This is a genomic window from Marinococcus sp. LNHM3E3-2.2 (assembly GCF_056034385.1).
This window is the reverse complement of the sequence record NZ_JBQLIC010000007.1, coordinates 169288-181632: the sequence shown is the minus strand read 5'-3', so window position 1 is coordinate 181632 and position 12345 is coordinate 169288. Positions and strand designations below refer to the sequence as shown.

Below are 12345 nucleotides of genomic sequence, written 5' to 3'. Positions count from 1 at the left end.
TTCATCATTTCAACTTCCTCATCGGTAAACAGCTTCTGGAGCATGAGGTAGCCGTTCTCGTCGTAAAAGTCCAGTTCTTCCTTTTGCAGCGGGCCGTCAAAATCCGAACCGCCGTGAACAACAGGGTCCTTCCGGTCCATGATTTCCTTATGATCGCCCTGTCTGGATGGATACTTATCGATTGCCATTTTCAAGTCCTCCTAAAAATTTTTAAAATACAGAATGAGTGCGGGCTGTAGAATCCCGCTTTAAAGTGGATGTGGAAAAAATAATGATTCTTTTTGTGCACCGGCTTCATGCCTGGTTGCATATAGAACAAAAGATGAAAATAATGCATAGCGAAAACAAAAGAACAATAAGCCCGGGAGAGGAGTAAATCGGCTTTTGCACGCAAAAAAGCCAGAAAAGAGACAGGTCTTTTCTGGCTTATGTTTTAGGCGCTATTGTCCAAACATTTCCACCATGCATATATTTTTTTACCCCTCAATCTATCGGGGACACTTAAACTGTTCCCGCTCACAAAAGGAATAAACATAAATTTTCAAAAAAAAGCAGCGGCAATTTTTGCCTGCTGCTTTTAAAAGCTTTAATTTTAAGAACGGACCACCATGACACTGCAGGGTGCCGCTTTTGCAATGTGCTCGGATACACTGCCCATGAATATTTTTTCTACAGCGTTTAAGCCGGTCGCCCCGGTAACTATTAAATCCACATGGTATTTCGGTACGATATCACGAATGATTTTCGTTTTGGGAGATCCGTATAAAAGCTCTACAGTTACATCTGTGATGCCTGCTTCTTCTGCCTGTTTTTTGTATTTTGCCAGCAGTTCATTGGCATCCTCCTGTACTTTTTCAATAATGGAAGGAGCGTAACTGCTCATCGGCTGATAGGCGTTTTTATTAATCACCCTCGCAATTATAAGCTGGGCTTCCTGCGCTTTAGCAATAGGGAGAGCGGTCTCAAAAGCATATTCAGCCTGCTCGGATCCGTCGACAGCCACTAATACAACGTTCATTGTGTGCATAGAACAACCTCCTAATATAGTGAATTAGCAGGGGTATCCTGCCTGAAACCTAAAGCTGGAAAGAGGAAATAGGACAAATGCAGTTCGTTTTATGCCGCTCTTTGATGAGTTATATTCTATATTCATTGTACATGATATTTTTGACATTTACGACGCCAATAAATGAATAATTAGTGAAATAGTCATGAAAATTAAGAAAATTCATTGAAAAATTCCTTAAATCAGTGAATTTGTGTATTATTTGCAAGATAATTCGGGTAAATCAAACCAAAGGCTGCTTCACATTAGTTCTTTGATCCTAATACTATTTCCAAGAGTTTTTTTGGAACTAACTGTTGTTGGAAGGCCTTATATGTTAAAGTTTCGTTAATTCGTTTCCCTAAGCAAAGAAAGGAGGAAGGCATCATGAGTGAAAAAGAGAAAAAATTTAAATTTCTCAACAGTATCTTTTTCATTTCTTTTATCATTATTTTTGTATTTGCATTGTGGGGGGCATTAGCACCACAGGCCCTGCAGGCACAAGCCGAATTTACATACGGCTTTATTGCTGATACGTTCGGCTGGTTCTATTTACTGTTTGTGCTTTTTCTGATCTTATTTAACTTTTATATGGCGTTTAGTAAGTACGGGCGTGTCAGACTCGGGGGCGACGATGCCCGGCCGAAATACCCTTTTTTCACCTGGATCGCGATGCTTTTCAGCTGTGGATTTGGTGTAAGTATCGTTTTCTGGGGTGTGGCAGAACCGATGACCCACTTTCAGACTCCCCCTCCCTGGACGAGCGTAGATCCCGGGACACCGGAAGCGGCAAGGGAAGCAATGTGGAACGCATTTTTTAACAACGGCATCCACCAGTGGGCGTCATTTACATTTGTGGGACTTGCGATTTCCTACTTTTTATACCGTCAGGAAGAGCGGAGTCTTATCAGTGACACAATGAACGGTGTTATCGGGGACGGCACCCGCCCGCTCCGCAAAGGCTTCCGTAATGGCGTGGACATCATTGCTGTTATCGCTACAGTAATGGGGGTGGCTACTACGCTTGGTTTGAGTGTTCTGCAGATCAGCGGGGGCCTCAATAGTGTGTTCAGTATTCCTGCCAGCTCGACGACTCAGTTTACTATTGTAGCCGTCATGTTTGTAGCTTTTATGGTTTCGACCATCTCTGGTCTGGACCGTGGAATAAAATATTTGAGTAATGTAAACCTCGGTCTGGCTTTGTTTTTAATGATAGCTGTATTGTTTATCGGTCCTACAGGCTTTATTTTTGAAACAATTACCATGGGTCTCGGTGATTATGTTCAAAACTTCTTCCAGGCAAGTCTGCGTATGGAAAACTATACAGACGGCACCTGGGTGCAGGACTGGCCGATTTATTACTGGGCCTGGACGATTGCCTGGTCTCCATTTGTAGGGATGTTCGTAGCCCGTATTTCTAAAGGGCGCACGCTCCGGGAATTCGTCCTTGGCGTTATGGTTGCTCCGCCGTTTATCGGGATGATCTGGATTGGTATTTTCGGCGGCACTGCGATCAACCTGGATTTATTCCACGGCACAGATATAGCGGGCATTGTTGCGGAGGATACGACACGGGCCATGTTTGCCATGCTCGATAACATACCGCTTGGCACTCTGCTCTCCATACTGTCGATATGCCTGCTGTTTACATTCCTGGTAACCTCAGCAGACTCTGCCACATTTGTGCTGGGCATGATGACATCCAACGGGGATACGAACCCATCAATGCTCTTAAAAGTAATCTGGGGCGCATTGATCGCCGGTTTGGCTACTGTACTGATTATCAGTGCCGGTCTTGACGGACTGCAGACAGTTTCTCTTATCGGGGCCCTGCCATTCTCTATTGTCCTGTTCATCTCCGCTATTTCCTTACTGAAATCCGTACGAAAGGATTACAAGGAAACGAGACTTCGGGAGGAAGAAGAGCGCCGGCAGCGGATCCGGGAGGATATCGAAAACTCTTAATCAAAGCACAAACGAAAGCACCCCCGCTAGCTGCGGAGGTGCTTTTTTTCGTTTAGGATAAGATTCCCCGGATTTTTTGATTAATGTCTCCGTGTACTACGCCTCCGTGATAACAAATTACGGTCGTCATATCGAAATCGAGCAGTTTTTCTAGAGAACGGTGGGCTTGTTCCATGTCTGGCGTAACTTCTGCCCGGGGTCCGAAAAGCTCGCCGTCTTCAGCAGTCAAAGCATCGCCGGCAATAAGCGTATGGCTGTTTTCGTGATACAGGCTGATATGCCCGGGAGCATGTCCGGGCGTATGCACTGCGGTCAGCCCCGCCACAGGTTTATCTCCCTCTTCCATAGTTTCATTGATGAGCGAGGGTTCATTCTTATCGAGCATATAACCAACCCGGTCCCTCTTTTCCTCCGGAAGGGTGTCGATCAGGTTTGCTTTGGCATTACTGCTGAATTTAATCAACGGTTCTTCCCCGTCTACGTACGGTTTGTCTTCAGAATGCATGAGGACACGCAGGTTGGGATGGTCGTGAAGAATTTCCGGGAGGCTCCCGATGTGATCAATGTCCTGATGGGTTAAAATAACAGTATCAAGGTGATCGGGGTTTAAATTTTCCTGTCGTATCAATTCGTATATTTCTTCTTCGTATCCGGGCATGCCTGTGTCAAAGAGAATCAGGTGGCCATCGTTATTTATGAGGGTTAAGTGTAATACCATGGTATCCTTTCCACGGGGCACGGAAAGCTCGAGTACGTGAATGGTTTCTGTAAGCTTCATAGCGGCCGAAGCACTTGGCTCCGGTTCACCTCCTTGTATTATATTGAACCTAAAAGAAATATTCCTCATTTTCTTTTATCTATAACATGTGCATAATAGAAAAATATGTGCATTTGGAAAAAGGCGAAAGTATGATACTGTATCTTTGGCCTTATTTCTAAGACAGTGCAGAGGAAGGAGGAGTATCAATGGCTTCGAAAAAAAACAAACATTCGCCGGACAGCTATACACTCGGGCTGATAGCCGCCCCGGAGCTGCCGAAGGAAATTTGCGACGAGATGGCAGAAGAACTGCCGGATTTGCTCAAAAACTATGTAGATGACCGGAGAAGCTGGGAAGTGGAAGTGATTCTTGATCCTTTTGCCGGGGTGATAGAAAAATCAGAGCCTGTGATTGAGGAAGCACAAAAACATAAACAAAAGAATGAATGGGATTATGCTCTCTGCTTTACGGACCTTCCAATTATAGACGGCAAAAAACTGGTGATAGCTGATGCCAGTTCAGACCGGGAGATTGGCCTTATTTCCCTGCCCTCTCTAGGGGCAATGCCAATGAGAAAGCGTGTCCGTGAGGCAATGATGCAGCTTGTAAATGAAATGCACCATGGAAGCCTGGAGGAAGACCGCGAACGGCAGAATGAGCGTATCGCAGAAAATCAGGAGCAGCTTGAGGATCATGAAGAAGAACATTCCTATCAGGTCCGGGGAAGAGGATCGAGAGAGCTGATGGGCAGCCGTTTGTATGAGCGCTTTTCCCCAATTAAACGGACGGTGTATTCTAATGAAGAAGAAAGCCAGCATGTCCGCTTCTACGCTAACCTGAATATGAGAGGGCGCACGAGGCTGCTTTCCGGCATGGTGCTGGCAAACCGGCCCTGGACGATTTTTCCGGCCTTTAAGCGTGTGATTGCTTTAGCTTTTGCTACCGGAGCTTATGGGCTGATTTTTCCTAGTTTCTGGATGCTGAGCGACACCTATGGCTTTTGGCGCTTTCTTGCTGTTATGTTTACGGCCATGGTGGCTATGACTGTATGGTTTATTGCTGCCCATGGTTTGTGGGAAAAAGAGTCAAAGGCAGAATCTAAATTTTTAGTCCGTTCCTACAATAAAGCTACAGCTTCTACCATCGGAATTGCCATTATTCATTATTATATTATTCTATTTTTGATGTTTTTAGTTGTTTCTCTGCTGTTTATTCCAGGCTCTCAGCTGGCACTGAATTTACAGGGGGCCGTAACATTTGCGACGTACCTGAAAATATCCTGGCTTGCCTGCACGATAGCTACGCTTGGAGGCGCTCTTGGGGCAGGGCTTGAAAGTGAAGAAACGGTGCTCAAAGCGACCTACGGCTACCGTCAGCGTATTCGCAATGAACGTGCGAAATCGGAAAAACGTGAGGAATCTTCCTCTTAAAAAAGACGCAGGAAGGCGTCTATGCCTTTATCGTGGAATTACAATGCCTCTTTCTGTGCCTATGACTTTTCTTCCCGTATTACAGCAAAAAACAGCCGGATACGCCGTCAGTGGAAATTATTATTCCTTGAAGAGAAGTGGTAAAATGATGACAGACCTGTCATTTGCCGCCATTATAGGAACAATAATCTTGCCTCACTGATAAAGGGTGATTACGATGTCCAGGCAGTATTCTATTTACACCGTAATGGGATCGCTAGCTGTTTTTGCCGCTGTGCTAGGCTTCTTAGTCTACAATGTGCACGAACGAAGCCAGATAGCCGAGCAGGAAGCAGAAAAAAAACAACAGGCTGCAGAAGAAGAGACAGAACAGGAAGCAGAGGCACCTGAACAGGAGCCGGAAGAAGAAAGAGTCGCCTCGAGCGAAGTGCCTGAGGTGGAAAATGAAGAACTGCTTGAACGGGCCGTTCATGCAGAAGCCAAAGATGAATCTTTTGAAGGCATGGTGGCCGTGGCAAGTGTTATTTTGAACCGCATTGAATCTGAAACCTTCCCAGACGATGTCGAAAGTGTCATTTACGAAGAAAATCAATTCCAGGTAGTAGCTAACGGAAGCATAGAAGAATCCCCTTCCGAGCGTGCAGAAGAAGCAACGGAAGAGGCTCTGAATGGATCGGAGCCGGTAGGGGATTCATTGTTTTTCTGGAGTGAAGATGTGCCGAAAGACAACTGGCTCTGGGAAACGAAGACAGTTGATTATGAAATCGGCGGACATGTTTTTTCAGAAGACGTTTAAGTAGGACCAGCGGTGACAAACCGCTGGTTTTTTTGTTTTATATTTGGTTAAAAACATGCTTACAGGAGAGCTGGGTAAGGAATATATTAGAAGGCAGGCATAATAGTGAAGGGGAGAACGAGATGAAATTTTCGATATGCAGCTGGATCTTTGGAGACCAGCCAATTGAACAGACAATGCGTGACGCAGCTTCCATAGGGTACGATGAAATTGAAATTCACGCGAAGGACTATAACTGGGAGGAATTAATCCAGCAGGCGGAAGCCCTCGGGATCCGTATCCGGGGCCTGTGTGCGGATGCAGGATGGCCGCGGAAAGAAACAGATTTATCACAGATTGATCCAACTATGCGAAAAACAGCTGTAAATTATTTTAAAGAACAGATTAGCCGGGCGTACCGGGCCGGTGCAGAATATATGGTGCTTTCCCCGTGTGCCCCGGGCAAATCAGTGCCGGAAGGAAACGGCAAGGAAGAATGGGAAGCAGCCGTTTTATCACTTCAGGAAATAGCTCCCTATGCAGAAGAAAGAAACATTGCTCTGGTCATTGAGCCGTTAAATCGTTACGAAAGTTGTATCATTAATACCGGATGGCAGGCGCTTATGCTCGTGGAAGAAACCGGACATCCATTTGTGACGACGATGCTCGATACTTTTCACATGAACATTGAGGAGAGCAGCATGAAGAAGCCTTTTCATCATCTGGGCCCAGCCCTCAGCCATATACATGTGGCAGATACTAATCGGCAGGGCCTCGGGTACGGAAGACTTCCCTGGGAGGCGATCGCTGAGGCTATTAAAGAAACTGGGTACGATGGAACGATTACAGTAGAATGCCTGGCACCGGAATTGAATGTATTTCCTTCAGAAGAAAAAAAGTCCAGAATAGATTGTGTTAATGAATATGCCGAAAAGTCGCTTGAAAAACTGCAGTATCTTTTCCAGTCATAATAGAACGAAAGAAGAATATATCCACCTCTTAAGCCTGGTGCTCACTCGCAAAGCGCTAGCTCGAGTGATTAAAAGAGCGTTTATGTAAATGCGTTTTAAGGAAATAGAGGGATAGCCCAGCATTAACTGAATAAAAAAAGGCAGCAATCGCGGGAGTAAGCCTTGCGGTAAGCCAGGAAAAGAGATACGTCTTTCCCTGGCTTTTTGCGTTTTATAAACCGGCTTCAGAAAGGAGGAGAACATGAAACACATTAAAGCATTAACCGGAAAAGGAGTGATGACGGCGGCTCTGTTATTTTTGGTGCTCGGTATCGCAAACGGGGTCTCTGTATGGAGTGTGCTGGTGCTCACTATTATTATCGGCGCAATCAGCTATCCGTTCGGTGATCTAATGCTGCTCCCCCGTGTAAAAAGCCTGATCGCAGCGATTGGGGATGCCGTTCTTGTGTTTGTGATTATTTTAATTGCAGGTGCTGTAATTTCCTTTTCAGGCCCGGTGCTGCTTGCAGCAATAACAGCCGCTGTGCTGATGGGAACAGCAGAATATATGTTTCATTTTTATCTGGGCACGCACGTGCTTTTTTCGAGCAATCGTGTGAAAACAGATATGTAACGTAGGAGGCTTAGTCATGTCAGAAAAAAACGAAGCTATGCTTCGGAGAAACCAGGCGAATTACGCCGGAAGAAACTTGTTATCCGGTTTTCTTTTCGGTCTCGGGCTCATCGCTTTTATAGATGAAGCCGTTTTTCATCAGCTTCTGAACTGGCATCATTTTTATGATTTATCGACCACGGCTGTCGGGATCGTTTCAGATGGTTTTTTTCACGCATTCAGCTGGTTTGCTACAGTAGCTGCCCTGTTTATGTTTGCTGATCTCCGGCGCCGGCAGAGCTTCTGGCTGCGCCGGTGGATCGGGGGGATGTTAACCGGAGTCGGCTTCTTTCAGCTGTATGACGGGATCGTTCATCATAAGTGGATGGGCATCCATCAAATAAGATACGGGGTAGATATTCTGCCATATGATCTGGTGTGGAACATCAGCGCGTTCGTACTGCTTGTTGCCGGGATAATCGTATGGAGACAAACTTCGCGGATAAAAAAGCAAAGAGCAGCTGTATAAACTGATGATTACTTCACATTATTTTGCAGAAGGCGTGCTTGCAGCCCCTTTTGTCGTTGTCTGTCTCTTGTATCTTGCTGCGGCCTTTCGTGACACTGGATGGCCGGTATACCGCATTGGGCTGTTTGCTGCCGGTACAGCGTCGGCAGTCATTTCGGTGCTTGGGCCGATTCCCCGGATGGCTCATGATTCCTTTGTCATTCATATGACCGGCCATTTGCTGCTTGGTATGCTGGCCCCGCTTTGTATGGTGCTCTCGGCGCCGGTGACGCTTGCTCTCCGAACTCTCCCAGTGCCTTCAGCGAAAAAGCTGTCTAAATTATTGCGGAGCCGCTTTGTGGCGATAGTATCTCATCCGGTGACGGCTTCGGTGTTAAATATTGGCGGCCTATGGCTTTTGTATACGACTGGATTGTACGCTTTGATGCATGAGTCCGTGCTCGTTTATACCACTGTTCATATTCATATTTTCTTAGCGGGATATGTGTTTACAGCTTCTATTATTTATATCGATCCGGCCCCGCACCGGTATTCTTTTCTGTTTCGGTCCGGGGTGCTTGTAACAGCCCTTGCAGGCCACGGTATTTTGTCCAAGTATTTATATACATCTCCGCCGCCCGGAATTGGTCAGGAAGCTGCTCGGGCAGGTTCGATGCTGATGTATTACGGGGGCGATGCGGTGGATATTGCCATTATGGTGATTCTCTGCTGGCACTGGTATAAAGCGGCCCGTCCCAAGCAGCAAGAAGCACGGGCAGCCTGAATAACTATAAGGAGGAACTGCAATGACTAACAATAAACATGTCCCTTTATATCCGAATTCTTTATGGCTTAAGGAAAGCGAAACTACACACATGCCTGCACATAGTGGAGAAGACACGGCTGAAGTGACTATCACAGGAGCCGGGGCAGCCGGTATCACAGCAGCCTACTATTTAGCAAAGGCCGGAACGAAGGTGGTGCTGCTGGAAGCGGGCAGGGTGCTCGAAGGTACAACCGGGAATACAACGGCAAAAATATCCTCCCAGCACGGAATGGTGTACGATGAGCTGATTCAGAATCACGGCCGGGAAAAAACCAGCCAGTACTTTGAAGCTAACGAACAGGCGATCAGCGATATGCGCAAGCGGGTTACTGAGCTTAATATTGACTGTGAATGGGAAGAGCGGGACGCTTTTATTTATACGAAAAGCGAGCAGCAGAAAAAAGTGATGGAGAAGGAAGCGGAGGCGTACCGGTTATTAAATGTAAACGGCGGTGATGCTTCTGACGAACATGATCTTCCGTACGCTGTCGAGCGGGCTCTCGTTATCCGCGATCAGGCTCAGTTTCAGCCAGTGCATTATTACCGGGTCCTTCTTGAAGAGGTAGTCCGCCTTGGCGGGCGTGTGTACGAGAATACACGTGCAGCTGATGTGAATAAAGCCAATGGGAAAGTAGTGGTCAATACAAACAACGACAGCACGGTTACCAGTGACTACCTTTTGGTAACAAGTCATTTCCCTTTTAACGACGGTATGGGAAAATACTACAGTCGTCTGCATGTGGAGCGTTCCTACATCATAGGGGCAAAAGTTCAGACAATGCCAAAGCATATGTATATCAGTGTAGATTCCCCTTCGCGGTCGCTTCGTACAGCAAAGGATGAAAACGGGGAGAAACTGCTTTTAATTGGCGGGGAAGGACACACGTCCGGAAAAAATGAAACGAATACGTTCGAACGGTATGAAGCACTGCGCAGCTTTGGTGAAGAGTACTTCGGTCTGCAGACGGTCCCTTACCGCTGGTCGGCTCAGGATATGATCACTCTGGATAAAATGCCCTATGTGGGCCCAATGACATCCGGGGAAGAACAGATTTTTACTGCCACCGGATTTATGAAGTGGGGCATGAGTAACAGTGAAGCAGCAGGGAAGATGCTCGCCGATTATGTACTCGGTAATGAAAATGTGTATAAGGAGGCTTTTGATCCAACACGTTCCGAGTTGAAAAAGAAAAACATTCAATCCTTTGCTTCCGAAAACATGGACGTAGGAAAAGAAATGATTAAAGGAAAGGCCAACAGAGGGGATAAAGAAAAGAACCTGGAAAATGATGAAGGAGCTTTAATTAATACAGAAGACGGAAAGGCGGGCGCTTACAGGGACGAAACGGGCCGACTGTATGTTGTCGACACCACCTGTACGCATATGGGCTGCGATCTCTCCTGGAACAATGCAGAACGGAGCTGGGACTGTCCGTGCCATGGTTCGAGATTTTCCTACGACGGAGAAGTTATTGAAGGGCCGGCAGTAACGCCGCTGAAGCGTAAAACAGATCTTGAATAACAAAGAAGGCCCGGAGAAAAAATCTCCGGGCCTTCTTACTCGTATTACAGCTTAAATTTATCTACTTCAGCGTTCAACTGGCGGGCAAGATCGTTAAGGTTTTCCGAATTAGCGGAAACTTCCTCCATGGAGCTGCTCGTCTGCTGGACGGAAGCCGCTGTCTGTTCAACGCCGGCAGCAGATTCCTCGGATACTGAAGCTATTTCTTCAATAGAAGCGTTGATTTCCTGACTGCTTGAAGAGATGGCTGCCAGATTTTGAGTAACAGATTGAAGATTTTCTGCCATTTCCTGAATAGCAGTATTAATTGTATTAAAGGTTTCGCCAGTAGTCTGGATCTGGGTGGTGCCGATTTCCACTTCTTTATAGCCTGACTGCAGAGAGGCAGTGACGGAAGACGATTCGTTCTGGATTCCCTCCACGATGCCGGTAATGTCTGTGATAGAAGCAGAGACCTGCTCGGCCAGCTTCCGCACTTCATCAGCGACTACGGCGAAGCCGCGCCCCTGTTCGCCAGCCCGGGCAGCCTCAATGGCTGCATTTAAAGCAAGCAGGTTGGTCTGGTTAGCAATATCATTAATGACAGACACTAATTTTGAAATCTCCTGGGACTGTTTATCAAGTCCTTCCACTTTCACAGCGGCATTTTTCACGATAGCATCGATTTTTTCCATTTGATGAACCGAATTATCCATCAGCTCGCGACCTTCATTTGTAATAGACAAAATATGAGTCGAGGCATTGCGGACGTCTTCGCCCTTCGTATGGGCATCAGAAACATTTTCTGTAAAATCACTCATTAAGGAGGCAATGCTGCTGGCACTTGTGGCCTGGGATTCTGCCCCGGAAGCAAGCTCCTCCATTGTAACTGCCACCTGCTGGGATCCTGCTTTCACCTCGTTTGCAGAATGGGTTAAATTCTGACTCTGACCCGATACGTTCGCGGACATCGTTTTAATTTGTGCAAGCAGCTGGGCCATGTTGTCATTCATCTGGTTGGCAGCGAGTACGAGCTTGCCGGTTTCGTCGCGTGCGGTAGTCTGCATCGGATCCTGGCTCAAATCTCCATCTGCAATGGACTGCATCCGCTGCATAACCGCTTTAATCGGGGCAGAAATCGTGCGCGCCATAAAAAAGGCAATTGCCACTCCGGCAATGATAACCAGCAGGGAAACAATCGTGCCGGTGGTCATCATATTCCTGCCGCTTTCAAGCATTTCCTCACCTGCGGTGGTGATTAATCCTTCTCTCTCTGTGGCTAACTCTTCAAAGCCGCTCATAACCTCGCGGGCTAGCGGTTTGGCTTCTGTGTTTAAAATTTGTTTAGCTTCTTCTTCATTTCCTGCCTCATAGGCTGGAAAAACTTCTGAGGTAATAATCTGCTCCCATTCAATGCTTTGTTCCGTTAGTGCTTCTAATTCAGCGGATTCGAAATTGGCAAGCGTTTCCTCTTCCAGCGCAGCGCTCTCCTCGGTATATTCCATGAAGCTGCTTTTGAATTCCTCGTCGCCGAATAAAACGTACCCACGTGATAAAGCAACACGCTGGGCCATATTAAAAGCAAGCTTTTCGTCAGCGATTAACAGCGGAAGCTGCTCCTCAACGATACCTTCTGTTTCAGCATTCGCTTTACTGTTAGCGTAAAAATTATAGACCCCGAGTGCTGTTACCAGCACCACAAGTGACAAAAAACCGGTTAAGATTTTTGCGCGAAGACTTTTGAAGTTAAACCATTCCTTCATTCCATACACCCCTCTAAATTAATGTAGTAATACTTCCCCCTTGCGAAAAATACAGCTGCTGTTCTTTTGTTTCTGCTTTTTATGAGAATGATGGAATGGAAATATTAAGCAGATAAAAAGAATTAACTCTACAGACATTTATCGATATAAATTAGGCTGAAAAGTATAGGTCATTGTTACTGTAAAAATGAAGAAATTGTGAAGGGATT

At 46.3% G+C, this 12345-nt stretch carries 11 protein-coding genes and 1 pseudogene; 8 read left to right on the top strand and 4 right to left on the bottom strand.

Features of this window, described 5'->3' with window-relative positions; genetic code table 11:
• Both ACTRXF_RS11290 and ACTRXF_RS11285 read right to left on the bottom strand, forming a co-directional pair.
• A pseudogene (locus tag ACTRXF_RS11290) lies at nt 1–188 on the bottom strand (ectoine hydroxylase); the annotation flags it as partial.
• A gap of 404 nt (nt 189–592) precedes the next feature.
• Entirely contained in the window at nt 593–1027 is a 435-nt protein-coding gene (locus tag ACTRXF_RS11285) for a universal stress protein (protein WP_474262811.1), read from the bottom strand.
• Between the two features lie 405 nt (nt 1028–1432).
• Between ACTRXF_RS11285 and ACTRXF_RS11280 the strand changes: the two genes are divergently transcribed.
• Complete coding sequence (locus ACTRXF_RS11280) at nt 1433–3010, top strand: BCCT family transporter (protein ID WP_474262813.1); 1578 nt, start codon at nt 1433–1435, stop codon at nt 3008–3010.
• Between the two features lie 52 nt (nt 3011–3062).
• Here ACTRXF_RS11280 and ACTRXF_RS11275 read toward each other — a convergent pair whose 3' ends face one another.
• On the bottom strand, nt 3063–3788 hold the full coding sequence (locus ACTRXF_RS11275) for an MBL fold metallo-hydrolase (protein ID WP_474262815.1): 726 nt from the start codon (nt 3786–3788) through the stop codon (nt 3063–3065).
• Between the two features lie 188 nt (nt 3789–3976).
• On the opposite strand from ACTRXF_RS11275, the gene ACTRXF_RS11270 reads away from it, so the two are divergent.
• From ACTRXF_RS11270 to ACTRXF_RS11240, 7 genes are all read left to right on the top strand, one after another.
• A complete protein-coding gene (locus ACTRXF_RS11270) occupies nt 3977–5200 on the top strand; it encodes a hypothetical protein (RefSeq protein ID WP_474279143.1) in 1224 nt (407 codons plus the stop codon).
• Nucleotides 5201–5417: 217 nt separating this feature from the next.
• The gene (locus ACTRXF_RS11265) at nt 5418–5996 is read left to right on the top strand and encodes a cell wall hydrolase (protein WP_474262819.1); all 579 of its coding nucleotides are present in this window, start codon (nt 5418–5420) and stop codon (nt 5994–5996) included.
• Nucleotides 5997–6118: 122 nt separating this feature from the next.
• Complete coding sequence (locus ACTRXF_RS11260) at nt 6119–6946, top strand: sugar phosphate isomerase/epimerase family protein (RefSeq protein WP_474262821.1); 828 nt, start codon at nt 6119–6121, stop codon at nt 6944–6946.
• A gap of 241 nt (nt 6947–7187) precedes the next feature.
• Entirely contained in the window at nt 7188–7559 is a 372-nt protein-coding gene (locus tag ACTRXF_RS11255; protein ID WP_474262823.1) for a DUF2512 family protein, read from the top strand.
• A 16-nt stretch (nt 7560–7575) separates the two neighbouring features.
• The gene (locus tag ACTRXF_RS11250) at nt 7576–8067 is read left to right on the top strand and encodes a DUF2243 domain-containing protein (RefSeq protein WP_474262825.1); all 492 of its coding nucleotides are present in this window, start codon (nt 7576–7578) and stop codon (nt 8065–8067) included.
• A 4-nt stretch (nt 8068–8071) separates the two neighbouring features.
• Nucleotides 8072–8830 (top strand): cytochrome c oxidase assembly protein, encoded by a 759-nt coding sequence (locus ACTRXF_RS11245; RefSeq protein WP_474262827.1) that lies wholly within the window; start codon nt 8072–8074, stop codon nt 8828–8830.
• A gap of 22 nt (nt 8831–8852) precedes the next feature.
• A complete protein-coding gene (locus tag ACTRXF_RS11240) occupies nt 8853–10394 on the top strand; it encodes an FAD-dependent oxidoreductase (RefSeq protein WP_474262829.1) in 1542 nt (513 codons plus the stop codon).
• A gap of 44 nt (nt 10395–10438) precedes the next feature.
• On the opposite strand, the gene ACTRXF_RS11235 is transcribed toward ACTRXF_RS11240, so the two are convergent.
• Entirely contained in the window at nt 10439–12136 is a 1698-nt protein-coding gene (locus ACTRXF_RS11235) for a methyl-accepting chemotaxis protein (RefSeq protein WP_474279141.1), read from the bottom strand.
• Nucleotides 12137–12345: the final 209 nt, after the last annotated feature.

Excerpts from the sequence above, each read along its gene's own strand:
- ACTRXF_RS11285 (WP_474262811.1), bottom strand. The coding sequence starts at position 1,027 with ATGCACACAATGAACGTTGTATTAGTGGCTGTCGACGGATCCGAGCAG.
- ACTRXF_RS11280 (WP_474262813.1), top strand. The coding sequence starts at position 1,433 with ATGAGTGAAAAAGAGAAAAAATTTAAATTTCTCAACAGTATCTTTTTC.
- ACTRXF_RS11275 (WP_474262815.1), bottom strand. The coding sequence starts at position 3,788 with ATGAAGCTTACAGAAACCATTCACGTACTCGAGCTTTCCGTGCCCCGT.
- ACTRXF_RS11270 (WP_474279143.1), top strand. The coding sequence starts at position 3,977 with ATGGCTTCGAAAAAAAACAAACATTCGCCGGACAGCTATACACTCGGG.
- ACTRXF_RS11265 (WP_474262819.1), top strand. The coding sequence starts at position 5,418 with ATGTCCAGGCAGTATTCTATTTACACCGTAATGGGATCGCTAGCTGTT.
- ACTRXF_RS11260 (WP_474262821.1), top strand. The coding sequence starts at position 6,119 with ATGAAATTTTCGATATGCAGCTGGATCTTTGGAGACCAGCCAATTGAA.
- ACTRXF_RS11255 (WP_474262823.1), top strand. The coding sequence starts at position 7,188 with ATGAAACACATTAAAGCATTAACCGGAAAAGGAGTGATGACGGCGGCT.
- ACTRXF_RS11250 (WP_474262825.1), top strand. The coding sequence starts at position 7,576 with ATGTCAGAAAAAAACGAAGCTATGCTTCGGAGAAACCAGGCGAATTAC.
- ACTRXF_RS11245 (WP_474262827.1), top strand. The coding sequence starts at position 8,072 with ATGATTACTTCACATTATTTTGCAGAAGGCGTGCTTGCAGCCCCTTTT.
- ACTRXF_RS11240 (WP_474262829.1), top strand. The coding sequence starts at position 8,853 with ATGACTAACAATAAACATGTCCCTTTATATCCGAATTCTTTATGGCTT.
- ACTRXF_RS11235 (WP_474279141.1), bottom strand. The coding sequence starts at position 12,136 with ATGAAGGAATGGTTTAACTTCAAAAGTCTTCGCGCAAAAATCTTAACC.